This is a genomic window from Shewanella salipaludis (assembly GCF_012911865.1).
In the GTDB taxonomy this organism is placed as follows: domain Bacteria; phylum Pseudomonadota; class Gammaproteobacteria; order Enterobacterales; family Shewanellaceae; genus Shewanella; species Shewanella salipaludis.
Window position 1 is genome coordinate 75,274 of sequence record NZ_JAAXYH010000015.1, and the last position, 25,775, is coordinate 101,048.

Sequence of the window (25,775 nt, forward strand, 5' to 3'; positions counted from 1 at the left end):
TCCTTAAAAGCTGCTAAGCATGGTCTGGAACAATAGGTCGGCGGTGGAGATCACCTTGGCGTTGGCCTGGTAAGACTGCTGATAGATGATCAAATTGACCCCTTCTTCGTCGATATTCACCCCGCTGGTGCTGGCCCATTGGGACTGCGCCTCGGTTTGCAGATCCACGCAGGTCTTGGCGTTGACTATCGCCTGACGCGACGCCGAACCCAACTGGCCCACCATGCTGGCGTAGGATTCGGAAAAGCTCGTGCTGGCCCCCAGGCTGGTGAAGTTCAGATCTTTGTTGGCCAAGGCCACCAGCGACTTGAGGTTGGCGTTATCGCCCTGGGTACCATCCAGGCCAAATGCCAGCGCCTCGGGCGGGAATCCGGCGGTCACTGTCAGGCTGCCCGCCGGATTCCCCGGCTGATAGCTGAACAGCGGCTGGGTCGGCGCGGCGCCGGACAGATCCGTACCACCGGCCAGTGCCGTGTTGAACTCGGTCGCCAACTGCACCGCCAGCTCGTCGACATAGCTCTGGGAGTTGGCCAACTGGATATCACGATAATCCAGCAGGGCCCCCATGCTGCCACCCGCGGTGCGCTCCACTGTGAAGTGACTCTTGCCAAACTGGATATCGACCAGGCTGTCCTGGGGATTGGCGGGATCCGGCACCTGTGCCAGGGTCGCAACCGTATTGCCCGACAGCAGCGGTTCGCCCCGTGCCAGGGAGATGTTCACCATCCCCTGGGCATCCTCGACCACCCGGATATCCAGAATCGCGGCCAATTCATCCACTGCGGCATCGCGGCTGTCCTGCAGCGCGGCCGGCACTGTGCCCGTGGCACTGGCGGCCTGAATGTCCTGGTTGAACTTGGCTATGTTCCTCAGCTGAGCGTTCACTTCCTTGGCGGCGGCCCCCAACTGACCGTTGATCTGGCCACGCTGGGCCTCTATGCTCTGATTGAGTGAATTCACCCTCTGGGTCAAGGCCTTGGCTTCGTTCAGCACCCCCTGGCGGGTGGCGATGACATTAGGTTGCTCCATGGCGGCATTGAGGGAAGCAAACAGCTGATCCAACCCCTTGGCAATGTTATTGCCTTCCGAACCGAAGACCTGCTCCGCCTGTCCCAGGTAACTGCTCTGCACCTTGCCGAAACCGACGGCGCTGGTCGTTTGCCACAGCTGGGCCACTTCGTACTGATCCGAGATACGCCGCATGCCATCGACCGACACCCCGGCCCCGCCACCATAGGCGCCGCCACCGACTGAGCTGGTCATCACCTGTTGACGCGAATAGCCGGCAACCATGGCGTTGGCGACATTATTGGAGGTGGCATTGAGGGCCGCCGAACTGGCGAGCAGCCCCGACTTGCCTATGTTAAACATGTTCATTTAGCGTCCTTAGGGAGCGGCGGCACCCTGAGTGCGGGCTGCATCGCTGTCGTTGTCATCTGTTGAGGATCAAAGGCGACAGGATCTGCGCCTGACTTAAGGCTGGCACTCAATTGTCTGGTCATCACCTCGGACAAGCCCATGGTCTGTATCTGGCTCAGACGGCTGGCGAGCTCGGCATCGTGCAGATCCCGGTACAAACCGTCGTTCTTGGACGACAAGGGGCTATCCTCATCGGCCATGGCATCCGAGGCCGAACGCATCTGCTTGAGCACAGTCTGCAGGAACTGAGCTTCGAATTGCTGACTCACCAGCTTGAGCGCCCCCTGCTCACCGTTGGCCTTGATCAGATCGCCGGCGTTGAGTTGATTCAGGTAGCCTTGGTTATTTTCCAGTTTCATCAGATCACCACCAATTCAGCTTCCAAGGCCCCGGCCTCGTCGAGCGCCTCGAGGATCGCCATCAGATCCATGGGTGCAGCACCCAAACTATTCACGGCCTTGACGATTTCTTCTATCGCTATGCCTTCCGGCCAGACAAACATGTGATTGTTTCCTTGCTCTACCGAGACCTGGCTGTCGTTGGTGACCACAGTCTTGCCCTTGTTGTCACCGAAGTAACCGCCGTTGGGCTGACTGACATTCTGCTGCTCGACGATGGTGACTGTCAGGTTGCCATGGCTGACGGCGGCCTTACGCACCACGACGTCGCCGCCCATGACCACAGTGCCTGTGCGGCTGTTGAATACGATTCTGGGGCTGCGGCGCCCCTGGACTATCTGCAATTCTTCGAGCATGGACATGAAGGTCACCCTGTCACGGCTGGACTCGGGTGCATGTATCAACACCTTGGCATGACTCTGGGCGCGGGCCACATCCGGGCCGAAGAGCTCGTTCACCGAGCGTTCTATGTTGCGCGCCGTCTTGAAGCTGGGTTGTTTCAGATTGAGCACTATGTCGTCGTTATCGTTGAAGCTGCTGTGGATAGCGGCCTCGAGCAGGGCGCCGTTGGGAATGGTTCCCACGGTCGGCACATTGACTGTGACCGATGAGCCATTGCGGCCCGTTGCCGAGATGCCGCCGACCACCAGGTTGCCCTGGGCTATGGCGTAGATCTCGCCATCGACGGCCCGCAGCGGCGTCATCAGCAAGGTGCCGCCCTGCAGGCTCTTGGCATCTCCCAAAGAAGACACAGTCACATCCAGGGTCTGTCCCGGACTCGCCATGGGCGTCACAGTGGCATGCACTGCCACCGCGGCGACGTTCTTCAGCTTGGGATCCGTGCTGCCATCTATCTGCACCCCGAACTGCTTCAACATGTTGACCACGGACTGGCTGGTGAACTTGACCTGAGAGCGATCACCGCTGCCATTGAGGCCGACCACCAGACCATAGCCCACCAGCTGGTTATCACGTATCCCCTGGACGTCGACTATATCCATCAGATAACGCGTCTGATCCTGGGCTTGCAACAGGTTGCTCCACAGGAGCGCCAACAATAAACAAAAACGTAGCATGCAAAAATCCTTGGCTAGAGCGGGAACCATGGGCTGTTGAAATAACGCGACGCCCAGCCCATGGCATTGCTGTCGGCTATCGCCCCCTGGCCACCATAGATGATCCGCGCATCGGCAATCCGCTGGGAGGAGATGGTGTTGTCGTTGCCTATGTCATCGATACGGATCAGCCCGAGCAGGCGCAGGTACTCGTCGCCCTGATTCAGTCTGAGCCACTTCTCACCGCGGATCACCAGGGCGCCATTAGGCAACACCTTGGCCACAGTCACGGTAATGGAGCCGGACAACTGGTTTTGCTGGGTGCTGGAGCCAGTGCCATTGAAGCCGCGGCTCATGGAGGCATTGCCCTCGGCGCTGAAGTCTTCGCTGCCGGCCGCCCCACTCAGCCCCAGGGCCAGATCCTGACCCTTGCTGGTCTTGGTGTCGGCTTTCTTGCTCGAGTAGGTCTTCTCATCCAGGGCGACGGTAAGGATATCGCCTTCACGAAAGGCCCGCTTATCCTTGAACAGAGTCAACATATAACCTGGGCGATACAGACTGCCGTCTTTGGCATCGGGCAGGCTGTAGTCGATCTCGGGCGGCGCCCACTCGGCACCACCAGGCTGAGTCTGGGGCTCGGGAAAGGCCGAGATACAACCAGACAAGAGTAATACCCAGACCAGCAGAGATAAGCAACGCATAGGTTCTATCCTATAGTGACTGGTTGAGGAACTTGAGCATGTCATCCGAGGCCGACACCACCTTGGCGTTCATTTCATAGGCTCTCTGGGTCGAAATCATCTCCACCATCTCCTCGACCACATTCACGTTGGCTCCTTCCAGCGCTCCCTGACGCAGCCCACCCAGGGCCTGATCGCCTGGCACCCCTTCCACCGCCACGCCTGAGGCCGCGGTTTCACGGTAGAGGTTATCGCCCCTGGCCTGCAGGCCGGCGGGATTGGTGAAGTTGACCAGGGTGATCTGCCCCAGTTCCTGGGGATCTGCCTGACCCGCCATCTGCGCCGTCACCAAGCCATCTGTGGCGATGGTCACGGACAAGGCATCCTCTGGGATCACTATGTTAGGCACCAAAGGCAGGCCCTGGGAAGTCACCATCAGGCCCTCACTGCTGCGATAGAACTGGCCATCACGGCTATAGGCCTGCTCGCCGTTTGGCTCCTCGACTTGGAAGAAACCTTGGCCTTCGATGGCCAGATCCAGCTGTTGGTTGGTGGTTTGCATGTCGCCCGTGGTGAAAATCTTCTGGGTACCCACCACCCTGGTGCCCGTGCCCAACTGCAGACCGGAAGGCAGCTCGTTGAGCTCATCGACCTGACCGCCCGGCTGACGCTGCACCTGGTAGAAGAGGTCATTGAAGGCCACCCTGTCGCGTTTGAAGCCCGTGGTATTCACGTTCGCCAGGTTGTTGGCAATGGCGGTCATCTTGGTATCTTGGGCCGTCAGGCCTGTCTTACTCACCCATAGAGCTGATTGCATGCTAACTGTCCTTACACGTTACGCAGCAGACGATTGCCGGCATCGGCCAGCTTCTCTGCGCTTTTCATTAATTTCACCTGGATTTCAAACTGGCGGCTCAGATCCATGGAGGCTATGAGCTCGGTCACCGCCTGCACATTGCTGGCCTCGAGAAAGCCGCTGTCGACCCTGACCTCACCATCCTGCGCCAATGCCTGGCCGTCGCGACGATACAACAGACCGTCCTGCCCCTTCTGCATCTGCGCCAGATCCGAATTGACCAGCTTCAATCTGCCGACTTCTGTGATGACGCCGCCTTCCGACGGCAAGACGCTGATGGTGCCGTCTTCGCCTATGAAGAGATCTTTGTACTCGGGCAGCGCCAGCGGCCCATCGACCCCCAGCACGGGGCGGCCATCTATGGTCAACTGCCCCTCGGCATCGGCCACCAGGGCACCGGCGCGGGTATAGGCTTCAGCGCCATCGGCCATGACACTGAACATGCCCTGATCCCTGATGGCCAGATCCAACTTGCGCCCGGTGGGATTCATCACCCCGCTTTGCTGGCTGAAACCACTGCCCTGGGTCTGTGCCAGCACCCGGGTGTTGAAACTGCCGGCAGTGCCAGGCAAGGGCATGGCCTTGACCCGCTCGAGATCCGCCTTGAAGCCCGTGGTCTCGGCATTGGCCAGGTTATTCGCCCTGATGCTCTGGGCCTCCAGGATGCGCACGGCGCCGCTGGCCGCCGTATAGAGCATTTTTTCCATAGTTATGACCCTTAGATGGCGTTCAGCAAGGCTTGCTGCATGGTAGAGTTAACATCCAGCACCTTGGCATTGGATTGATAGTTGCGCTGTGCCGACATCAGGTTAACCATCTCGGCCGTGGTATCCACGTTGGAGCCTTCCAGGTAACCGCCCGTGATGGTGCCCATGGTGCCCGTGGCCGGAGAGCCTGTGATGGCCTGGCCGGCGGTGTTGGTGGCCACCCAGGCATTGTTGCTGACGGGCTCCAGGCCGTTGGGATTGCTGAAGTTGGCCAATACCACCTGGCCCTGCAATTGCTCCTGGCCATTGGTATAAGTACCGAACAGCAGGCCATTCTCATCCAGACGCACACCCTTGAGATCGCCCGAGGTATAACCGTCCTGACTCAGGCTGGAATTATTGTAAGTGGCGGCATATTGGGTGCTCTTGTCATAATTGACATCGAAGTTCAACGCCGAGGCACCGCCCAGGATAGCCGGATCATTGATGTTCAGCGTCAGGCTCTGGCCGCCGGTCAACACCCCGTTGGAATCGAAGTTCAGCTGATGGCCACCTGCAGGGGTGACGTCCACTCCGTCCATCATGTAGTGCACGCTCCAGTCGTTGGGCGCCGTCTTGACATAGTACTGGGTCAGGGCATGCTCGGTGCCCAGGGAGTCGTAGACACTGACGGTGCCCGAGGAATGGTAACTGTCCATCTTGGTCGCATCGAAGGGGGTCACCAGGGGATCTATCACATCCACCCTGGCATCCAGGTTGGATACCAGGCCGACATCCGTGGTGGCCTTGGCGGCCAGGGACGCGGTTTGCACCTGCAGATCCCCCGTGTTGCCCGTCTGCAAGCGGCCGGCGGCACCCACGGCATAGCCCTGCAAGCGATTGCCCACAGGATCGATCACATAACCTTTGGCATCCTGATGGAACATGCCGGCTCTGGCATACATGGCGCCGCCATCCAGGCCCTTGAGCACGAAGAAACCGTCGCCCTGGATCCCCATGTCCAACTGACGCCCCGTATAGGTCAGGCTGCCGCCCTTGGAGAAGTTCTGACTGGTCGACATCACGCTGACGCCACCCGCATGACCGCCGTTATAGATGGCGGCAAACTCACTGCGGCCACCACGGAAACCCACGGTGGACGCATTGGCTATGTTGTTGCTTATGGTGTTCAGATCTTGGGTCGTCGCCTGCAGGCCACTCAAAGCTATGTTATATGACATCTCTATATCCTATGAAATTGGTTTATGAAACTTCAGAAATATTCAGTACAGACACCACACCCAGGCCATGGCCCATCTCGGCCATCATCATTCCCGAGGCACTGGAGAAATGAATCTTTTCTATCTGTGCCTTGATGTAGGTAGGAGCAATCAGGGCCGAGTCTCCCAGGGTGGCGCTGGCCTTGAGCTCATACTTGCCTTCGGTCAGTCCCAACGCCTTGGGGTCGAGTGAAAAGCGGATATCTCCCGCCTGTTGCGCCCCCAATTTCACCGTCTTCACCACTGTGCCCTGCTGGTTGAGGATCTGGATATCCAGATCTTCGACCGCATTTTCCAGGAACACCTTGCCATCGACGGCCTCATCGCTCAGCTGCAGGCCGGAGGCCGGCACCATGGCGCTCTTGCCTACCAGCGAGGCCGACTGGACTATGCCCAGGTTTTCCATCATCACCATCTGGCTCGACTGGTTGTCGCGCATCTTCTCCAGGCTCTCCACCTGGGAAAATTGCGCCAGCTGCGACACATATTCGGCGCTGTTGATGGGCTTGGTCGGATCCTGATTCTTGATCTGGGCGATCATCAGGGTCATGAATTCATTTTTCAGCGAGGCCGCATCGTTGCCCGGCATCTTAAGGGCATCGGCCGGGTTCTGGAGCTGGCCTGTGTTGGTGATTTCCATCTACTTATTCCCCAATTGCAATAGGCCTTGCTGCATGGAGCGGGCGCGGTTCATCACTTCGACACTGGTTTCGAAGGAGCGGCTGGCCGCCATCATGTCGGCCATCTCCTCGACCGTGTTGACGTTGGAATAGGCCACGTAGCCCTGGGCATTGGCATAGGGATGGTTCGGCTCATAGCGCATATCCAGCGGCGCATCCGCCTGGACTATGCCGGCAACTTCGACACTGGCTCCCATGGCCTTGCCCTGCTGCAATTGGTTATAGACGGTGGCAAAGACGGGTTTCAGCGCCCGGTAGGCCTGCTCCGGGGTCTCGGCGGCGGCGCCTGCATTGGCCAGGTTACTGGCAACCGTATTCAGGCGTATGGTCTGGGCATTCATCCCGGCACCGGCTATCTGGTAGATCTCTCCAAATGACATAGGGGCTCCTAGCGTCCTTCGATGGCGGATTTGAGGCCGGCAATTTTCATATTCAGGAAGGTCAGGCTGGTCTGATAATCCATGGCATTCTGCGAATACCTGGCCTGCTCCTTACCCAACTCGACCGTGTTATCGTCGGCGGAATTCTGATAGGGCACACGGTAGCCTATGTCGTAATGGCCCTTGCCGACCATGCCGGCATCTATCCGCGCCATGACGGTGCTGAAGTCCAGATCTCTGGCCTTGTAGCCCGGGGTCTCGGCATTCACCAGATTGCCCGCCAGCACCTTGCTTCTCTCCACTCTGAAGTCCAGGGTCTGGGGGTGGATCCCCAGCGCCGCATCGAGGTTGATAGCCATCTCAACTCCTAGTAATGTATGCCCATTGATGTCGATAACCATGAGCATCCAATTAATATGCCAATAAATTTTTACAAACAAAAACATAGCGTTAAATGAAATTCGCTTCGGGTAACGGAACCTTTGCTTCCTACTTGCTGCTGGCGGCCCTGGTTTTACTTCCGCTTGATGCCAGCGCCGCAAGCCAACGCTCCGCGGCGGAACAGCTGACGGCGGAAATAACCGGGTCACTCACGGCCGAACTGAGCCGCTGGCAGAGCCAACAGGAGATTGCCAGGCTCAGTCATAAGATCTCGATTCAACTGCCCTCGGGCACAGACACCCTGGCGCCATGCAAACAGGCCTTGGTAGTGGAAGCCGGCCAGGGGCTGCCCTTCGGCCGCCTGCAGCGTAAACTCAGCTGTACCTCCCCGGATTGGTCCCTGTATGTCAGGGCCAAGGTCAGCGTCAGCGCCTATCTGCCGGTCGTCACCCATACCTTGCTCAGGGATGAGACAGTGACCGCGGCCGATATCGAGTGGAAGATGTTGCCATTGCGGCCGGTAGATCAGGATCTGCTCACCCGGGAAGCTTATATTCTGGGACGCCAGGTAGTGCGCAGGCTGCGCAAGAACAAACCCATACGCGCCGTCTATCTCAGCGCTCCTCAGCTGGTCAACCTGGGGGATCAGGTGATGATCGAGGCCGGCAGCCAGGGCTTTCATGCCAGGATGACGGGGGTAGCCCTGGATTCGGGCAAGGAGGGTGAACCCATCAGGGTCAAGAACGTCAGTTCGGGCAAGATCATCACTGCCTATCCCTTCGCCAAGGGCAGGGTGAAGACGCAGTTTTGAGTCACAAAGGGTTTGGAAGAAAAATACACAGCGAAAGCCAAAAAAAATTTCAGTCCCGGCTCCATAGCGTCGCCTATAGGAGGTATTGAGCAGTTTATTGAGTGAATATCATGGAAATACACAAGATCGGCAGTACCTTGAGTACTGAAATGACGACGGGCAAGAACAAGACGAGTGTGCCGCAGCAGGAGATAAGTCATCTGCCGCCCCAGCAAGTCATCAGCCAGGACTGGCAATTGCTGGAGCAATCACAGCGGGACTTGGGCCAGCTGGCGGATGTCGACAGCGCCAAGGTCGATGCCCTGCGCCAGGCACTGAAGGATGGCAGTTTCGACCTGGATTTAAGTGCCATAGCCGACAAGATGATCAGCCAGCATGGATAAGAGTCAGGTTAACAAACGCGAGCTGGTGCAGGGACTGATCCGCGATATTCGTCAGGATCTCGAAGGCTACAGCCAGCTGAAGAGCATGCTCAAGTATCAAAGAGAGCTGATGCAGCGCACAGACAATCAGGGACTCACGGCCCACAATGCCAGGCAAACTGCCCTGTGCAACAAGCTGGCCCTGAGAGCCAAACAGCGCAGCGATAGTCTGACAGCCTTGGGCTTCAAGGGGGATAACAGCGGCATGAAACGGCTGATTTCAGCCCTGCCGGATCACCTGAGGTCCCAGATAAAACTGCAATGGGATAATCTGCAGCTATCGGTGAAAGACTGTCAGCAAGCCAACGAGGTCAACGGCCGTTTGCTGGTCATGCAGCAGGAAACCCTCAATCATCTGCTCTACCCGGACAGCCAGCATCAGCAGATAGATTATGGCGCGTCACATCCTAATCGTTGACGACAGGCGCATCACACCTTAGTCCTGGCGTAGAAGCCCGCCATATCGTCCACCGCCGCCTGTTCCCGGCGCGCCAAACGCTCGAGCTCGGCCGCCAGGGTTTGGCCCTGCAACCATTTCAACCCCTGTTGCCGTCCCAATTGCTTGCGCCAGAGCCCCTCCATGCGCAGCTGCTCCTGTTGTAACAATGCCTGTTGTTGGTTCAGTTTGGCCTTCATGGGTTCCAGCGTCTGGGCCATCTGGCTGGCGTTTTGCCACAGCATGGCATTGCCACCAAATGACTGGCCTGTGTAATCGACGATAAGCTGGCTGAGGGCCTGGTGCTGCTGGCGGTTTTGTTGCAGACGCCGGGTGAACTCGTCACGCTGCCGCCCAAGTTGAGCCAGCTTCTTCTCTTCCTGCTGACATAGCCTAGACAGCTGTCGGCGCATAGCCCATCACTTCCATCAATTGTTGCAGCTGTTGCAGACTCTGTTCCCTGGTGATCTTATCCTGGGTGCCCTGACGCAAAAATTTGGCCATCTCGGGATAGGCCTGCACCGCCAAGTCCATCTCAGGGTCCTGCCCCGCCTGGTAACCGCCCAGGGGCAAGAGCTCCCTGACTTCGTTATAACGGCTCAGCAGATGCCTCAGTATCTGGCTCTGCTCCAACTGGCCGGCATCGGCTATCTGGGTCGCCAGCCGGCTCACAGAGGCATTGACGTCTATGGCGGGAAAATGCCCCCGCTCCGCCAGGCTGCGGCTCAGCACTATGTGGCCGTCCAGTATGGCCCTGGCCGAATCTGCGACGGGATCCTGTTGATCATCCCCCTCGGTCAATACGGTATAGAAGGCGGTCAGGGTGCCCAGAGGATGCCGGCCATTGCCGGCCATCTCCACCAGTCTTGGCAACTGGGCGAAGGCGGAGGGCGGATAGCCCTTGGTCGCCGGCGGCTCACCCAGGCTCAGGGCTATCTCACGTTGCGCCTGGGCGAAACGGGTCAGGGAGTCCACCAGCAGCAAGACCTGCTTGCCCTGATCCCTGAAGCCGCAGGCGATAGCATGACATAGACGCATGGCCCGCAGGCGCATCAAGGGTGTGGTGTCGGCGGGGGCTGCGATCACCACGGCCCGGCGCCGGCCTTCCTCACCCAGGGTCTCTTCGATAAATTCCCTGACCTCGCGGCCCCGCTCGCCTATCAGCCCCACCACCACCACATCTGCCTCGGTGAAGCGGGTCATCATGCCGAGCAAGACGCTCTTGCCGACCCCAGAACCGGCAAACAGCCCCAACCTCTGACCGCGGCCTATGGGCAGCAGGCCGTTGATCGCCCTGATGCCGACATCGAGCGCCTGTTTGATGGGTTGCCGCAGCAGGGGGTTATAACTGGTATCTGCCTGGGGCACGCTGGACACCCGGGTCAGCTCGCCCAAGTTATCCAATGGCTGCCCCAGACCATCGAGCACACGCCCGAGCAGACCATCGCCCAGGGTCAGTGTCTGTTGCTCAAGAATAGGCAAGACCCTGGCCCCTGGCATCAGTCCCTGGGTGGGCTCTATTGGCATGAGGCAGAGTACGTCTTTATGGAAGCCAACGACTTCGGCCTCGATGAGCCGGCCATTTCGTCCCTCTATCTGGCAACGGTCCCCCATGCCCAGCTGGCAGCCAACGGCCTCCAGCAGCAGGCCGTTGACCCGGGTCAGGCGGCCATAGACCCGGGCCACAGGGACCTTGGGCCAGTCGAACTGCGGCGCCTCAGGATTCAAGTTCCGCCTCGTTCAGCTTGGCTGCCACCTGCTGCATGCAGGCATCGAGCCGGGTTTCGACCGAAGCATCGGCATCGGACTTGTCGCTGACGATGCGGCAACTGCCGGCAGAAATGGCGGCATCGGCCACCAGGTTCCAGCCGCGTATCTTATCTTCCGCCAACTCCTTGAGCTTGAGCACTGCGGTCGGCTCCAGGTGGATCTTGATGTCCGCCTGATCGTCGGGCAAGGCGCTCAGGGTCTCTTCGACCAACTTGAGGATCTGCTGCGGCTGCAGGGTCAGCTCGCAACGTATGACCTGCTGCGACACCCGCCGCACCAGATCCAGGATCAGCGTCTGTTGTTCCTGTACCTGCCGACTATGTCCTTCTTCGAGCAACTCTTTGAGGGCCCCCAGCGGTACTATCATCTCGTTGAGCTGTGCATCTATGCTGCTCCTGCCCGCCTGCTGGCCTTCGAGTTTCCCTTGATGGAAGCCGGCGGCATGCCCGGCGGCCCTGCCCTCCTGGGCACCTGCCTCATAGCCGGCGCTCCGCCCCTCTTGCACTCCTTCGTCATATCCCTGATCGAAGGCCTGCTGGTAATCTTGCCAGCCGCTCTCGGCAGTCGAGCCGGGGGCGGCCTCGCTCTGCAGTGGTGGAAAACGGTAGCGACGGGCCAATTTGCCATCCAGACGCCAACGGGACGCTTTAGTATCCATCAGCTCACCACCTGCTCTTCAAACAGTTGCAACTCTATCTCACCTTCCTGCATCAACTGTTTCGCCAATTCCATTATGTCCTTGCGGGCCGTGTTGGCCCGGCTGACGGGCACGCTGCCCAAGGCATCGACCTGGGTCTCCACGGCCGAAGACATGCGTTTGGGCAAGGCATTGAGCAAGATGGCTTTCAGCTCGTAATCTATGCCCTTGAGTGCCAGCGCCAAGGTGTCCGACGGCACCTGACCAAACAGGCTCTGCAAGGTTTCAGACTTCTGGCGTCCGAGAATGATGAAATCGAACATATTGTCTGTCACGTCGCTGGCCAGCTGCTTGTCGTGCAGCTTGAGCATCTCCATCAGTTGTTCCCTATCGCCTTCGAAGCGATTGAGTATGTCCGCCACCTGCTTGACGCCTGCCACCTGGGTGTGGCTCTTTTCCATCGCCATCAGCATGCAGCGCTCCACCAGTTGACGCAATTCGTCGACCACATGGCGATCCAATTCCCCCAACTGGGCGATGCGCACCAGGACTTCATCCTGGCTGACGGCGGGAAGCATCTTGAGGATCCGCGCCGCGCTCTCCGGCGGCAGGAGACCGAGCAGGACGGCCTGCAACTGGCTGTGCTCATGGGTGATTTCTCTGGCCAATAGCTGAGGTTCGACCCATTCGAGACGCTTCACCAGGGTCTTGATCTCATCGCCATAGATATTGTCTATCAGGCTCTTGGAAATTCTGTCGCCCAGGGCAATATCCAGGGTTTTCTGCAGGTAGGAACGCGATGCCCTGGCGATACCCGACTGTTCCTGATATCGCAGGAAGAACCGGCTCAGCACGGCTTCGGCTTCCTGCTGGGTGATACTGGACAGGCGCGCCATCTTATGGCTCAGGTGCTGCACATCGTTGCGGTCCAGATGTGCCATCACCATGGCGGCGCCTTCTTCTCCCATGCTGAGCAGCAACATGGCGGCCTGGGCATAATTATCCATCTTGATCTCCGGGTCCTTGTTATTCACCGTCTCTGTCACCTATCCAATGGGCTATCACTTCGGCGACACGCGCCGGCTCTTTATTGGCCAACAGGCTCAAATGTTCCATCTTGACCGTCAGGGGGGAACCGGGTTCGGGCAAGCCCTGACTGCCGAGCCAGTCGGCATTGGGCAGCTGACGTTCGCTGTCCTGAGCCGGCTCTGCCGCGGCTGCGGCTGCGACGGCGGCATTTTCCACCGCCAGGGCCGCCGCAACATCGACACCGGCCGCATCCGCATGCTTTTGCGCCGTGCGGGTCAGGTGGGATACCAGGGGACGCAGCACGAAGAGGATCAATCCCAGCCCCAACAGGCCGCCTATGAGGTAGCGCAGGTAGGCCTGGTAATCTTCCGCCTGCCACCAGGGCATGGGACTGAACTCGGCCACAGTGACGGGGGCGAAATCGAAGGCGTTGATGCTGAAGCTGTCTCCCCTGGCCGCCGAGAAGCCGATCGCATCCTTCACCATGTTGCCCAGCTTAGTCAGCTGCGCCTCTTCGCCTGTCAGGCCGACGGCCGCTGTGCCGTTGACCAGCACAGACACGGACAGATTCTCCAGTTGCATCTGCTGATAGCGAATATGACGCACCGAGCGGCCGACGTCGTATTGACGGCTCTCTTCCTGACGCAAGTTACGGCCCTTCTCGTCCTGGCTCTTGTCGTTGGTTTGCGGCGGTTGATTACTCAGGGCGCCGGGAATGCCTATGGCCGAGCCATTGTCGTTATCATCCAGGCTGGTGCGCTCCTGGGTCATCACGCCCTCGGGATCCAAGGATTCCTTGGTTTCTTCGATCTGGTTGAAGTTGACCTTGGCCGTCACCCGCACCTGAAAATTGTCCTGCCCCAGAATGGGCTCCAACATGGCGGCGGCATTGGTCATCAGGCTATGTTCCAGCTCGCGGGTGTATTGCAGCTGACGATCCCTGGCCTGGGTGATGTCCTGGTTTTCCGAAATGGCGGCGCTGAGGAAATTCCCGTTCTGATCCACCACCTTGACGTTGGTTGGCGCCATGCCGGTCACACTGCCGGCAACCAGGTTGGCTATGGCCTCGACCTGGGATTCGGTCAGGCTCGAACCTGAATAGAGTTGCAGCATCACAGAGGCGGTCGGCAATTCGGGTTGTTGACGAATGAACAGGGTGCGCTTGGGGATAGCCAGATGCACCCGGGCGGCACGCACGGCTTTCAGGGTCATTATGGTGCGTGACAGTTCCCCTTCCAGGCTATGGCGATACTTGGCCTGTTCCATGAACTGGCTGGTGCCCAGCCCAGTGTTATCCAGCTCATCCATGCCCGAGGGGACCTTGGCCTTGACGCCCCGCGCCGCCAACAACATCCTCGCCTTACCCAGTTGATCTTCGACCACCAACACCAGTCCAGTGTTGGCCTCCAACTGATAGTTGATCCCTTCGCTTTCCAACACTTCTATGACCTGGGAAGTCTCGACATTTTCCTGGCTGCCGTACAAGGGGCGGTATCCCTGGCTCGCGGTCCAGAGCATGAGCACTATCACGCTCGCCACCACGGTTGCCAGCAGGGCCAGCACCATCACCTGGCGATCGCCGCGATTGAAGCGGCGCCATGTTTGCGCCGCACCGGACAGCAGCCCTGGGCCCGAGACAGTGCCGTCGAGTTCCTGACCTGATTGAATAAGAGTAGTAGACATTCAAACGCCTCCTTAAACGGGCATTTTCATTACATCGTCAAAGGCTTGCACCAGGCGATTACGAATTTGGATCATGGTCGAAAATGACAGACTGGCCTTCTGCGATGCCACCATGGCACCGACGAGATCGTCGCTCTTGCCGCTGTCGACGGCCCGCATCAGCATGGAGGAGTGGTTCTGATCTTGATTGATTTCGGCAATCTTATGCTTGATCAGCTCGGTAAAAGATCCCACCGCCATGCCGTTGTCGGCCGGATTGGTCGCTATGCTGATCGCCCCCTTGGCTATCTCGCGATGAATACTCAGGGTATCCATCAGGGCATTCGGACTGACGCTCGTCCCATTAACCATATCTATTCCTATTGTTTATCTATGCTTCAAGCCGCATGACCGGCACGCTGTAATAATTGATCTACGTCTATGCCGGCATCACGCATCTGCGCCAACTTGTATCTCAGCGCCCTGGTGGTCATCCCCAACGCGTCGGCGCTGTGGCTGCGATTACCGCTGCAACGTTTGAGTATGTCGACGATATATTGAAACTCAGCCTGACGCTTGGAGGCCTTGAGGCCCGAGGGGGCAGAGTCTGTCTCGGTCGCGACTGTATCCTTGTCGGCAGTCAGGCCCAGCTCGGCGGCCTGAATCGCCTGACCCCGGCGCAGCACCAGCGCCCGCTGGATGCAGTTTTCCAATTCCCTGACATTGCCTGGCCACTCGTGTGCCACCAGCAGTTGGCGAGCATGGTCGCTGAAATAGCTGGCATTGCCGGCATCCTGAGTGTCGTATAAGCGCAGGAAATGCTCCGCCAGCGGCAGTATGTCGGCCTTTCTCTCCCGCAAGGGGGAGATCTTCAGCGGCAGCACGTCCAGGCGATAGAAGAGATCTTCCCTGAAGCTGCCCTCGTCGACGGCTTGGCGCAGGTCCTTGTTGGTCGAGGCGATCACCCGGATATCCAGCGCTATGCTCTGGTGTCCACCCAGACGCTCCACCTCACGTTCCTGCAACACCCTGAGTAATTTGGCTTGCAGCAACAGCGGCATCTCCCCTATCTCATCCAGCAGCAGGGTGCCCCCATTGGCCTGTTCAAACTTGCCCGGCTTATCGCCTATGGCGCCGGTGAAGGCGCCTTTGACATGACCGAAGAGCACGGATTCCAGCATGCTTTCCGGGATGGCCGCGCAATTGATGGCGACGAAGGCCTTATCCGCACGGGAGGAGTGACGATGAATATAATGCGCCAGCGGCTCCTTGCCTGTGCCGCTCTCGCCGGATAACAACACGCTCGCCTCCGTGGCGGCGGCGCGGTGTGCCAGCATCAGGAGTTGCCGGCTGACGGCGGCGGCGACAACCAAACTGGTGTCGGGTTGCTCCAACCTATGCAGCCTGTGGATCAAGGCCAGCAACTGCTCGGCGGCCACGGGGATCAACAGATAGTCCTGCACCCCGGCCCGCATGGCGGCGGCGGCCAATTCACTCTGCTCAGGCGCCAACAGGGCCACCTGATTCTGTCCCGGATGCCGGGCCAGCCGCTCGGCGACATCGCTCGACCGGCAGTCAGACAGGGCGACCAGAGTCAACCAGGGCAACTCCAGGGACTCATCCCAAAACCTCATGCCTGACTGCAGCAGCTCATCTGCAACCCTGGCGGGTAAGTCCAAACCTACGACCCTGATGCTGAGATGACTCATTCCGCTTCGCCCCATCACTGCACTTCCTTAACCAAACGGACGCTCACCCTGCGGTTGGCCAGACGTCCTGACTCGGTGGCGTTGCTGGCCTTGGGATACCTGGCGCCATGGCTGCGCACCTGGATCTTGTCCCGGCTCACACCCAGCTCGATCAGGCGCGCCGCTATCTCATCGCTTCTCTGCTTGCTCAGCATGAGGTTAATCAGGTGATCGCCGCTGCTGTCGGTATGACCATCGACCAGCACCTGGCTCACCCCCTTATCGGCCAGCACATAGGCGCCTACGGCACGAATGTCCTTTAAGGCCTGCTCATCCAGCTCATCCGAGCCCTGGGGGAAACGAAACTCTCGTTGACGCACATAGGAGTAAGGCTGGGGCAGTAAGTTTCGCCGACACTGACGCAGGGCATTGGCCGCGGCCTGAGTCGCCAGCGGACTGGAATCAATTTGATATAGGGGGGTTTCGGCTTGGAAGACGATTAACTGCCAGGCGTTGCCGCGCTCCAAGGCTTCGAGAAACTGTTCCGCATGCTGCGACTCGGTGGCGATATAGGCCTGCGCCGACATGGAGGTCACCAGGCCGCTGCGGGAGTCATGCCAAGCGGGAGCGACTGTCCTGGCCGTGATCCTTTTGTCATCCAGTGGCAACCAATCTGCAACCAGCCGGAATGCCAGGGGCTGACCCGGCAGGGCCAGTAATTGCAGCTGGCCAAAACCCGCGACCCTATGGCTGACTTTACAACCGAAGGCATCACCACTAAAAAGCCATTCGGCAGCATCCAGGGGCGTTTTATAATGACTAACCTCTTGAGCCGCCATCGAAGTGTTGAGTTGAAGGACACAATAAAATAAAAACACAAAACGAACAACTACAGGCATAAACTTATAACCTCTGGCATTATTATTATGTAGAGAAAAGCCTTGGGCTTATCTTATTGCCAATATAGTGCAGATAGTGTTACCACAGAGTGACTTCCCTTCCGAAACAGGGAAAACCCCAAGCTACATAAAAAACTCCATTAAAAACAGTATAGATGACGGTATAGCATAAAAAACACCGGGCAACACGAGTGTTAGCCAATGGTTAACTTTAATGATACGCCAGATATTTTGTCAACAAAACAATATTTTAAAAATAGATGCATTTGCAAGTGTTTAAATCGTTGTAACATTTAGGCTTGACTGCTATGTTTGTCGGCCTTATTTCAGCAGGCACTCAAAAGGCTTGTCAAAATAAAAAATGACAGTCAAAAAAATAACTATCGTCATAAAAATGGCAAACGTTATTGCTCGACAAATATTTGACACTAGGGGCTGATCATAAAATAACCAAAAAAACTCGCATGTGTAAATTACAGTGGAAAATAAACATTAAAAATAGAATTATCTATTCCAAATCCAAATACATTCATGTGTTTTTTATATTTACAGCAAGGTGTAAAGGTCATTGAATAACTAACGACTATGACTTTAGTATTCATGTTTTTAAAACTAATACTGATTTTTTAAGCATGGCAGATCTTGCCTTTGATGCGGAGTAAAACATGAAGACTACGGCAACGGCCAGGCTCCTCAAGGCAAACACAGGCCCGAGAGTCCGGCCCATCATGCTGGTACAGGAGAAGCTTGCCAGAACGCGTTTATTGCAACAGCTGACTCAAAGCAGGCGTGCGCTGCTGGACGCGATCAACGCCATTCTGGCCCCATTGGTGCGTGGCGGTCATGGGGCGGCCTGTGCCATGACCCTGACGGAACCCGCGGGTCCACAGCTGCCTGAGCCACATCACGCCTGGTTTGCCCTCAGATACCAGCAGAAGACGCTCGGCTGGTGGCGAATCGATCGCTGCAGCCTGGATCAGCTGGCCAGCAGCTATTACGGCAGCCTGTCCACCCCGCTGCATTCGCCACTGAGGCAACCCAGTCAATCCGAGTTCAGGTTAGCCAAGAAGCTCTTCACCGCGGCCGTGGCCGAACTGCCAACGACTGTGATAGATGTCCAGCAGCTGGAAATTACACTGGTGGCCAGCGCCATGACACTGGATGCGCCCGCCGTGTGGTCGATCGATTTCGGCGCCGATAACCTGGCGCCACCCATGTTGTTCTGCATGACGGAGCACCTGCTGGCACTCATGGCCGAGCAACCCAAGCAAGCCCAAGCCAGTGGTGACTTGCCCATCAGATTGAACCAGTGGCTGAAGCACTTGCCTCTCACCCTGCAGCTGACACTCGGGCATCATGGCATGCCGGTGCAATCCCTCAAGCGACTCGCAATCGACGATATCATCCCTATCAATCTGCACCCAAAAATGTTGCTGACCGTAGGGAAACGGCCCTTGTTTTACGCAACGGTACACAGTCATGAAGGACAGATGGTGGCCAAATTGACCCAAGACATATCCCAACAGGAGGACACTAACCTTGGCTGAACAACACACATTAACGGATGATGAGTTTCTGCTGGACGATGACATTTTCGCCGAAGATGATTTCTCCGCCCCAAAGAAAACCAACAAACCATTGAAAGATATCTCTTTCTTTCAACAACTGCCGGTCCAGGTCAGCCTGGAACTCGCCAGCGCCGAGATGTCTCTGGGTGAACTCACCCGCATGGGAGAGGGGGACGTCATAGCCCTGGATCGTATGGTGGGTGAACCCCTGGATATCAGAGTCAACGGTGCACTCCTGGGCAAAGGTGAAGTGGTGGAAGTCGGCGGCCGTTACGGTGTGCGCCTGTTGGAAGTTGAAGACCTGGGTCTGGGTGGGGCGAGCGACTGACTATGCTGCGAGCGCTGATACTGTGCCTCTGTTTGTTGGCTCCTCAGGTTTATGCATCCGACGGATTCACATTGTTCACGCTCGACAACGGTCAGGAGAGTCAGGCCGTCAACATCAAGTTGGAAATCCTGGCCCTGATGACGGCGTTAAGCTTCCTGCCGGCCTTGCTCATGATGTTGACCAGCTTTACCCGGGTCATCATAGTGCTGGCCATACTGAGGCAAGCCCTGGGGTTACAGCAGAGCCCACCGAACAAGGTTCTGGTTGGCATAGCCCTGGTGCTGACCATTTTCATCATGCGCCCGGTCGGCGACAGCATATACAAGGACGCCTACCAGCCCTATGACCAGGGGCAGATAGAATTGACCCAGGCGGTAGCCATCGCCAAGGTCCCCTTGAGCCGCTTCATGTTGGCCCAAACCAGGGAAACAGATCTGGAGCAGATGCTGAAAATTGCCGGGGAACCCACAGATCTCAAGGCCGAGGATGTGCCTTTCTTCGTGTTGATGCCGGCCTTCGTGCTGAGTGAACTCAAGACCGCCTTCCAGATAGGCTTCCTGCTGTTCTTGCCTTTCCTGGTGATAGATCTTGTGGTCGCCAGCGTGTTGATGTCCATGGGGATGATGATGCTGTCGCCGCTGATCATTTCGCTGCCCTTCAAACTGATGATCTTCGTGTTGGTCGATGGCTGGTCCATGACTGTCAGCACCCTGACCGCCAGCTTCGGGTAGCCCATGGACATCAATGAACTGACATCCATGTTCGCCGACGCCATGTACCTGGTGATAGCCATGGTGGCCGTGCTGGTGACCCCAGGCTTGCTCCTGGGGCTGCTGATCGCCGTGTTTCAGGCGGCGACCCAGGTCAACGAGCAGACCCTCAGCTTTCTGCCCAAGCTGATCATCACCCTGCTGATGGTGCTGTTCGCCGGCCATTGGCTGATCCAGCAACTGGCCGATCTGTTCGACCGGCTGTTCATGAACATTCCGCACATCATAGGCTGACATGCTCTCCCTCACCTCGACCCAACTCAGCGCTATGATAGGCAGCTTCTGGTGGCCCTTCTGCCGCCTCATGGGCGCCTTCCTGGTGATGCCCTTATTGGGCAACGCCTTCGTGCCTGTGACTGTGAGGATCTTGTTCGCCCTATGTCTGGCGGCGTTGCTGGCCCCCATGCTGCCCCAGGTTCCCCAAGTCGATGCCCTGTCATTGACCGCCTTGCTGCTGGCCATAGAACAACTGCTCATCGGCTTCATGCTGGCACTGTTTCTGAGCCTGATGCTGCATGTGCTGACCCTGCTGGGCACCATAATGTCGATGCAGATGGGCTTGGCGATGGCGATAATGAATGACCCTGCCAACGGCAACTCCAACCCCATCCTGAGCGGCTGGTTCCTGTTGTTCGGCACCCTGATCTTCCTGGCGCTCGACGGCCATCTGGTGGCCTTGGGCGTGCTGGTCGACAGCTTTCGTCTCTGGCCCATAGGCACAGGGTTGTTCGAGCTGCCGCTGCTGGGACTGATAGCCAGGGTGGGATGGCTGTTTTCCGCCGCCCTCATGCTGGCCATCCCGGCGGTGCTCGCCATGCTGCTGGTCAACATCACCTTCGGTGTCTTGAGCCGCGCCGCACCTTCGCTGAACATCTTTGCCCTCGGCTTTCCCATGACCATGTTGATGGGACTCCTGTGTGTGCTCCTGTCCCTCAGCGGTATCCCCAGCCGTTACAGCGACATCTGCCTGGATGCCCTGACGGCCATGCATCAGTTCATCGGCGGTCATCCATGAGTCAGACGGATAAGCAGGATAAAACCGAACAGGCGACGCCGCACAAGCTGCGCAAGGCGAGGGAACAGGGGCAGGTCCCAAGATCCAAGGATCTGGCCGCTTCGGCACTGATCATCGGCTGCTCTGTGATGCTGACCTCCAGTGCCGACTGGTTTGCCACCCGGGTGAGCAAGCTGCTCGAATACAACTTCAGCCTGACCAAGACAGAATTGAATCAGGCCGATGTCATGACCCGTCATCTGGGCGCGAGCTTGCTGCACATGCTGGACTTGCTCGCTCCCCTGTTTATCATGGTGGCCTTGCTCGCCGCCATCGCCGGCGCTCTCCCGGGCGGCCCGGTATTCAGCTTCGGCAATGCCGGCTTCAAATACAGCCGCATAGATCCCGTTTCCGGCATAGGCAGGATATTCTCGAGTCGCTCACTGGTCGAGCTGCTCAAGTCCGTGCTTAAAATCCTGCTGTTGGTCGGCATCATGCTCACCTTCCTCAACAGCCATCTGCAAGATCTCTTGGGTTACAGTCAGTTGCCTATCAATGAGGCGGTCGCCAAGGGCATGACGTTGCTGTCCGAGGGCATGTTATATCTGGGGACGGGCTTGCTGCTGATCACTTTCATCGACGTGCCCTATCAATATTGGCATCACCATCAAGAATTGCGCATGTCACGCCAGGAAATCAAGGACGAGCATAAGCAACAGGATGGCAAACCGGAGATCAAGGCCAAGATACGCCAATTACAGCAGCGCATGGCGCGCTCACGGGCCGATACCTGCATCCCCAAGGCGGACGTGTTGATGGTCAATCCGACCCATTACGCTGTGGCATTGAAATACGATCCCGCTCTGGCGGATGCCCCCTATGTATTGACCAAAGGCACCGAAGAGTTGGCGCTCTACATGCGCCGGCTGGCCAAACAGCATAATGTGGAGATCATCGAAATTCCGGCATTGACCAGGGCCATTTACCATTCGACCCAGGTAGATCAGCAGATCCCCGGCGCCCTGTTTACCGCCATCGCCCATGTGCTCAGTTATGTGATGCAGATAAAAGCGTCACGCCAGGGTCAGCAACAGCGGCCCGAACCTTTGCCCCACTTCTTCATTCCTCCTCACTTGCGACACGATTAAAGGATTGCTTAACCTATGAACTGGCTATCACGCACCTTTTCAGGAAATTACAGCGCCATCGGCATCCCTGTGATGCTGCTCGCCATTCTGGCCATGGTGATCCTGCCGCTGCCGGCATGGTTACTGGACGTGCTATTCACCTTCAACATAGTCCTCTCTGTGCTGGTGTTGCTCGTCAGTGTCTCCATCAGGCGCCCGCTGGAATTCTCGGTTTTCCCTACCTTGCTCCTGCTGGCGACCCTGATGCGCCTGACGCTGAACGTCGCCTCCACCCGGGTGGTGTTGATCGAAGGCCATGAGGGCGGCGACGCTGCCGGGCGGGTGATCCAGGCCTTCGGCGAGGTAGTGATCGGCGGTAACTATGTGGTAGGTGCCGTCATCTTCCTCATCCTGATGATCATCAACTTCGTGGTCATCACCAAGGGCGGCGAACGCATCTCCGAGGTCTCGGCGCGTTTCACCTTGGATGCCTTACCCGGCAAGCAGATGGCCATAGATGCGGATCTCAATGCCGGCACCCTGACCCATGAACAGGCCAGAGTCAGACGCCAGGATGTCGCCAGGGAAGCAGACTTCTACGGTTCCATGGACGGGGCGTCCAAGTTTGTGCGCGGTGATGCCATCGCCGGCCTGCTGATCCTGGCGATCAATATAATAGGCGGGATCAGCATAGGCATCTTCATGCATGACTTGAGTGCCGCCGAGGCCTTCAAGACTTACGCCCTGCTGACCATAGGTGATGGTCTGGTGGCACAGATACCTTCGCTGTTGCTGGCCACGGCCGCCGCCATCATAGTGACCCGGGTATCCGACGCCGAAGAAATGCCCGCCCAGCTGACCCGTCAGTTACTGGCCAATCCCAAGACCCTGGGCACAGCGGCCATAGTCATGGGGATCCTCGGCATCACCCCCGGCATGCCGGCGCTGGTATTCCTGTCATTCGCCCTGCTGCTCGGCTTCGCCGCCTGGCGGCAGAGCCGCAACTTGCCCCAATTGAGTGACGATAGTGCCGATGAGGTGCTGGAACACAATCTCACCGAACCCTCAGCGCCGAGCTGGGACGCCCTGCCTTTCACCGACATAATCGAAGTGCGCCTGGGTTATCGACTGGTGCATCTGGTCGAAAAAACCAAGGGCGCCGAGTTGCAGAAACGCCTGACCGGCATACGCCGCACCCTCTCCGAACAGGCGGGCTTCCTGTTATCCGAGGTCAGGGTGCGCGACAATCTGGCGCTGGCACCCAATGCCTACCAAATCAATTTCATGGGCACCCAGGTCGCCTACGCGGAACTGGAGCCAGAGCACTTGCTGGCCATCAAGAGTGGTCCTGTCTATGGCGAGATAGACGGCATACTCACCAAGGAGCCAGCCTACCAGATGGATGCGGTTTGGGTCGCGCCCGAGCTCAAGGCCAAGGCGCTCAACCTGGGTTACTCTGTGGTCGACAACGCCACTGTGATAGCGACCCATGTCAGCAAGCAGCTGAGGGAGTCCCTGTCGGAGCTGTTGCAACACGACGATATAATGCAGCTGACCGACAGGCTCAGCAAACAGGCGCCCAAGTTGGCGGAGTCCTTGACCACGGCCCTGACGCCTATCCAGTTGCTGAAGGTGTTCCGCTTGCTGCTCAAGGAACAAGTCCCACTCAAGGATATCCGTACCATAGCCACCACTTTGCTGGAGTGCAGTGAACAGAGCAAAGATCCTGTGCTGTTGGCGGCCGATGTGCGCTGCGCCCTGCGCAACAGCATATTGCAACAGATTGCCGGCAACAGCGCCAAGCTCAAGGTGCTGACGCTCACCCCTGAGCTGGAACAGACACTGATGACGGCACTGAACCAGTCACAACAACAGGGCAAGGTGGCACTGGACAGCTTCCCGGTCGAACCCAACCTATTGGCACAGTTGCAGCAGCGCATGCCACAGCTGCTGAGCGAGACCAAGGACAAGGGCCACAGCCCCATCCTGCTGGTGTCGCCGCAGCTCAGGCCCCTGCTGGCGCGTTATGCCCTGGCCTTCGCCCGGGGACTGCATGTATTGTCCTACAACGAAGTGCCTGAGACCAAGGAACTGATGATCGCAGGTCAATTGGGCTAAACCCTGTCTTTGCCGTCCGGCTCGCACCTGGAGCCGGACGGACGCATCGCAAGCCGGGTGATCGCCGGCCCATCTCTGGTACACTGTCAGGCATATGACCAACGGTCGCCGACACAGGCGCTTTCCTGAATGACCTTACTAACATGAATCAAATGACTGAAGTCACTCAAAGCTATACCCCCAGTTTCGGCTCGGAGCAGACCCTGGGCTCGCCGGAGCTGGCAGCCTTCTGGCAGGGCATAGACAACGGCTTTCTCAAGCTGGACGACAAGCTGCATTTGGCTTACATGTCGATATCCCACCCCCAGAGCAAGGGAACCCTGGTTGTCAGCAACGGCAGGGTCGAGTCCTATGTAAAGTATCAGGAACTGATATTCGACTGTTATCGGCAGGGTTACAGCATCTATGCCCTGGATCACCGAGGCCAGGGGCTATCGAGCCGGCTCACGAGCAATCCCCATAAGGGGCATGTGGAACACTTCGATGACTATGTGAATGATTTGGCCTTGTTCATCGACCTGGTGGTATTGCCGGCACAAACACCCGGCACAGCGCTCTTCCTGATAGGTCACTCCATGGGCAGTGCCATAGCCACCTTGTACCTCGAGCGCCATCCAGGCGTATTCGAGGCGGCCGTGCTTTGTGCTCCCATGTATGGCATCCAGTTGCCCATGGGCAAAGGCTTCATACGCTGGTTAGCCAACAAGCTGGATAGGGTCAGGCAGAACGGCGAGCCCAGCTATGTACCCAGGGGCAAGGACTATGTTGCCGTGCCCTTTGCCGAGAACGAACTGACTCACAGCGAGATCCGTTACCAGGCCTATCGCTGGCTGTATCAGACACAACCTGAGCTGCAGCTGGGCGCGCCGACCAACCATTGGTTAGTCCAGGCGATAGATGCGGGCGACAGATGCATAAGAGCGGCCAGGCAGAGTACAACCCCGATATTGATACTCCAGGCGAGTGAAGACACAGTGGTGGACAATGCGGCGCAAAATCTGGCTATAGGCCCGAACTGCCAACTGTTGACCATAGAAGGTGCCAGGCATGAGATATTCATAGAGTCGGATAAGATCAGGGACCTCGCCTTAGAGGCCTTATTCGACTTCCTGAAATGTCACGCACCTGTGAATACCCGGGCCGTTGACGCCTAGCCCTATACTCGTTCTCCCCATATTCCCAGAGTTGGAAACGCCAATGCCTCATCTTTCGATGAGGCATTCGTCTTGCTGTTGGCGGGTGAAATATCGCGCAGCGATGAGCTCATGAACGCGTAGCGTTAGCGAAGCTGGGGCGGATAAATCCTTGCAAAAGAAACCGCGACGCACATACGAAAAAAGCCTCTACATTGCTGTAGAGGCTTTCGTCTTGATGTTGGCGGGTGAAATATCGCGCAGCGATGAGCTTATGAACGAGAGGCATGGATGCCGAACTGGGCTGTTAAGCATGGAGGCTGTTGGACGCCGATGTTGAAAGAGTGAACTCGCGCCCCCGGTGTGACAGGGTGAATATGACGAAGTCATGCGCTCATGAACGAGAGATAGGAGGTCGAACTGGCTCAGTGCAGGGATGCACACTGTAGTGGTCAACCTTTTTTGGCCACGGTTTTATACGCAAGCCAGAACCTTCTCTCTGACTCACTTGGTGTCAGACCGCCATTATATTGATGCGGCCTGACCTGGCTGTAATATCCAACGATAT

29 protein-coding genes are annotated in these 25,775 nt (G+C 57.7%); 11 read left to right on the plus strand and 18 right to left on the minus strand.

Annotation, left to right across the window (positions count from 1 at the left end; genetic code table 11):
- Positions 1-3: 3 nt before the first annotated feature.
- From flgK to HC757_RS16380, 10 genes are read right to left on the minus strand one after another with little or no spacing between them, the layout of a single operon-like run.
- Entirely contained in the window at positions 4-1,377 is a 1,374-nt protein-coding gene (gene flgK, locus HC757_RS16335) for a flagellar hook-associated protein FlgK (RefSeq protein ID WP_169565457.1), read from the minus strand.
- Complete coding sequence (locus HC757_RS16340) at positions 1,374-1,778, minus strand: rod-binding protein (protein WP_169565458.1); 405 nt, start codon at positions 1,776-1,778, stop codon at positions 1,374-1,376. The genes flgK and HC757_RS16340 overlap by 4 nt, the downstream gene beginning before the upstream one ends.
- Positions 1,778-2,893: a flagellar basal body P-ring protein FlgI gene (locus HC757_RS16345; RefSeq protein WP_169565459.1), complete on the minus strand. Its 1,116-nt coding sequence runs from the start codon at positions 2,891-2,893 to the stop codon at positions 1,778-1,780. The genes HC757_RS16340 and HC757_RS16345 overlap by 1 nt, the downstream gene beginning before the upstream one ends.
- A 14-nt stretch (positions 2,894-2,907) precedes the next feature.
- A complete protein-coding gene (gene flgH / locus HC757_RS16350; RefSeq protein ID WP_169565460.1) occupies positions 2,908-3,573 on the minus strand; it encodes a flagellar basal body L-ring protein FlgH in 666 nt (221 codons plus the stop codon).
- A 10-nt stretch (positions 3,574-3,583) separates the two neighbouring features.
- Positions 3,584-4,369, minus strand: a complete 786-nt coding sequence (gene flgG / locus HC757_RS16355; RefSeq protein ID WP_169565461.1) for a flagellar basal-body rod protein FlgG — start codon at positions 4,367-4,369, stop codon at positions 3,584-3,586.
- 11 nt (positions 4,370-4,380) lie between these two features.
- Positions 4,381-5,115: a flagellar basal body rod protein FlgF gene (locus HC757_RS16360; protein WP_169565462.1), complete on the minus strand. Its 735-nt coding sequence runs from the start codon at positions 5,113-5,115 to the stop codon at positions 4,381-4,383.
- A gap of 11 nt (positions 5,116-5,126) precedes the next feature.
- Positions 5,127-6,335, minus strand: a complete 1,209-nt coding sequence (gene flgE / locus HC757_RS16365; RefSeq protein WP_169565463.1) for a flagellar hook protein FlgE — start codon at positions 6,333-6,335, stop codon at positions 5,127-5,129.
- 22 nt (positions 6,336-6,357) lie between these two features.
- Positions 6,358-7,014, minus strand: coding sequence for a flagellar hook assembly protein FlgD (locus HC757_RS16370; RefSeq protein ID WP_169565464.1), 657 nt, complete (start codon positions 7,012-7,014; stop codon positions 6,358-6,360).
- Positions 7,015-7,434: a flagellar basal body rod protein FlgC gene (flgC, locus tag HC757_RS16375; protein WP_169565465.1), complete on the minus strand. Its 420-nt coding sequence runs from the start codon at positions 7,432-7,434 to the stop codon at positions 7,015-7,017.
- An 8-nt stretch (positions 7,435-7,442) separates the two neighbouring features.
- On the minus strand, positions 7,443-7,793 hold the full coding sequence (locus tag HC757_RS16380) for a flagellar basal body rod protein FlgB (RefSeq protein WP_169565466.1): 351 nt from the start codon (positions 7,791-7,793) through the stop codon (positions 7,443-7,445).
- Between the two features lie 95 nt (positions 7,794-7,888).
- On the opposite strand from HC757_RS16380, the gene flgA reads away from it, so the two are divergent.
- From flgA to HC757_RS16395, 3 genes are all read left to right on the plus strand, one after another.
- A complete protein-coding gene (gene flgA, locus HC757_RS16385) occupies positions 7,889-8,626 on the plus strand; it encodes a flagellar basal body P-ring formation chaperone FlgA (RefSeq protein WP_169565467.1) in 738 nt (245 codons plus the stop codon).
- Positions 8,627-8,736: 110 nt separating this feature from the next.
- The gene (gene flgM, locus HC757_RS16390; RefSeq protein ID WP_169565468.1) at positions 8,737-9,009 is read left to right on the plus strand and encodes a flagellar biosynthesis anti-sigma factor FlgM; all 273 of its coding nucleotides are present in this window, start codon (positions 8,737-8,739) and stop codon (positions 9,007-9,009) included.
- Entirely contained in the window at positions 9,002-9,466 is a 465-nt protein-coding gene (locus tag HC757_RS16395; RefSeq protein WP_169565469.1) for a flagellar protein FlgN, read from the plus strand. The genes flgM and HC757_RS16395 overlap by 8 nt, the downstream gene beginning before the upstream one ends.
- Before the next feature lie 11 nt (positions 9,467-9,477).
- Here the strand turns inward: HC757_RS16395 and HC757_RS16400 are convergent, their stop codons facing one another.
- Genes HC757_RS16400 through HC757_RS16435 form a run of 8 tightly spaced genes read right to left on the minus strand, consistent with a single transcriptional unit; the run spans position 9,478 to position 17,109 of the window.
- Positions 9,478-9,897 carry a flagellar FliJ family protein gene (locus tag HC757_RS16400; RefSeq protein WP_169565470.1) on the minus strand — a complete coding sequence of 140 codons (420 nt, stop codon included), beginning with the start codon at positions 9,895-9,897 and terminating at the stop codon, positions 9,478-9,480.
- Positions 9,878-11,212, minus strand: coding sequence for a FliI/YscN family ATPase (locus HC757_RS16405; RefSeq protein WP_169565471.1), 1,335 nt, complete (start codon positions 11,210-11,212; stop codon positions 9,878-9,880). The genes HC757_RS16400 and HC757_RS16405 overlap by 20 nt, the downstream gene beginning before the upstream one ends.
- The gene (gene fliH / locus HC757_RS16410; protein ID WP_169565472.1) at positions 11,202-11,912 is read right to left on the minus strand and encodes a flagellar assembly protein FliH; all 711 of its coding nucleotides are present in this window, start codon (positions 11,910-11,912) and stop codon (positions 11,202-11,204) included. Before fliH ends, HC757_RS16405 begins: the two co-directional genes overlap by 11 nt.
- The gene (locus HC757_RS16415; RefSeq protein WP_211164462.1) at positions 11,912-12,898 is read right to left on the minus strand and encodes a flagellar motor switch protein FliG; all 987 of its coding nucleotides are present in this window, start codon (positions 12,896-12,898) and stop codon (positions 11,912-11,914) included. The genes fliH and HC757_RS16415 overlap by 1 nt, the downstream gene beginning before the upstream one ends.
- Before the next feature lie 19 nt (positions 12,899-12,917).
- Positions 12,918-14,603 carry a flagellar basal-body MS-ring/collar protein FliF gene (gene fliF, locus HC757_RS16420; RefSeq protein ID WP_169565474.1) on the minus strand — a complete coding sequence of 562 codons (1,686 nt, stop codon included), beginning with the start codon at positions 14,601-14,603 and terminating at the stop codon, positions 12,918-12,920.
- A gap of 12 nt (positions 14,604-14,615) precedes the next feature.
- Complete coding sequence (gene fliE / locus HC757_RS16425; RefSeq protein WP_169565475.1) at positions 14,616-14,954, minus strand: flagellar hook-basal body complex protein FliE; 339 nt, start codon at positions 14,952-14,954, stop codon at positions 14,616-14,618.
- A 26-nt stretch (positions 14,955-14,980) separates the two neighbouring features.
- Positions 14,981-16,291 (minus strand): sigma-54 dependent transcriptional regulator, encoded by a 1,311-nt coding sequence (locus tag HC757_RS16430; RefSeq protein WP_169565476.1) that lies wholly within the window; start codon positions 16,289-16,291, stop codon positions 14,981-14,983.
- A gap of 14 nt (positions 16,292-16,305) precedes the next feature.
- A complete protein-coding gene (locus tag HC757_RS16435) occupies positions 16,306-17,109 on the minus strand; it encodes a MotY family protein (RefSeq protein ID WP_169565477.1) in 804 nt (267 codons plus the stop codon).
- 725 nt (positions 17,110-17,834) lie between these two features.
- On the opposite strand from HC757_RS16435, the gene HC757_RS16440 reads away from it, so the two are divergent.
- From HC757_RS16440 to HC757_RS16475, 8 genes are all read left to right on the plus strand, one after another.
- Positions 17,835-18,716 (plus strand): FliM/FliN family flagellar motor switch protein, encoded by an 882-nt coding sequence (locus HC757_RS16440; RefSeq protein ID WP_169565478.1) that lies wholly within the window; start codon positions 17,835-17,837, stop codon positions 18,714-18,716.
- On the plus strand, positions 18,709-19,065 hold the full coding sequence (fliN, locus tag HC757_RS16445) for a flagellar motor switch protein FliN (protein ID WP_169565479.1): 357 nt from the start codon (positions 18,709-18,711) through the stop codon (positions 19,063-19,065). The genes HC757_RS16440 and fliN overlap by 8 nt, the downstream gene beginning before the upstream one ends.
- Before the next feature lie 2 nt (positions 19,066-19,067).
- Positions 19,068-19,796 (plus strand): flagellar type III secretion system pore protein FliP, encoded by a 729-nt coding sequence (gene fliP / locus HC757_RS16450; protein ID WP_169565480.1) that lies wholly within the window; start codon positions 19,068-19,070, stop codon positions 19,794-19,796.
- 3 nt (positions 19,797-19,799) lie between these two features.
- Positions 19,800-20,069, plus strand: coding sequence for a flagellar biosynthetic protein FliQ (locus HC757_RS16455; protein ID WP_169565481.1), 270 nt, complete (start codon positions 19,800-19,802; stop codon positions 20,067-20,069).
- Position 20,070: 1 nt separating this feature from the next.
- A complete protein-coding gene (gene fliR, locus HC757_RS16460) occupies positions 20,071-20,850 on the plus strand; it encodes a flagellar biosynthetic protein FliR (RefSeq protein ID WP_169565482.1) in 780 nt (259 codons plus the stop codon).
- A complete protein-coding gene (gene flhB, locus HC757_RS16465) occupies positions 20,847-21,977 on the plus strand; it encodes a flagellar biosynthesis protein FlhB (RefSeq protein ID WP_169565483.1) in 1,131 nt (376 codons plus the stop codon). The genes fliR and flhB overlap by 4 nt, the downstream gene beginning before the upstream one ends.
- Before the next feature lie 15 nt (positions 21,978-21,992).
- Entirely contained in the window at positions 21,993-24,074 is a 2,082-nt protein-coding gene (gene flhA / locus HC757_RS16470) for a flagellar biosynthesis protein FlhA (protein WP_169565484.1), read from the plus strand.
- Positions 24,075-24,217: 143 nt separating this feature from the next.
- Entirely contained in the window at positions 24,218-25,228 is a 1,011-nt protein-coding gene (locus tag HC757_RS16475) for an alpha/beta fold hydrolase (RefSeq protein ID WP_169565485.1), read from the plus strand.
- Positions 25,229-25,775: the final 547 nt, after the last annotated feature.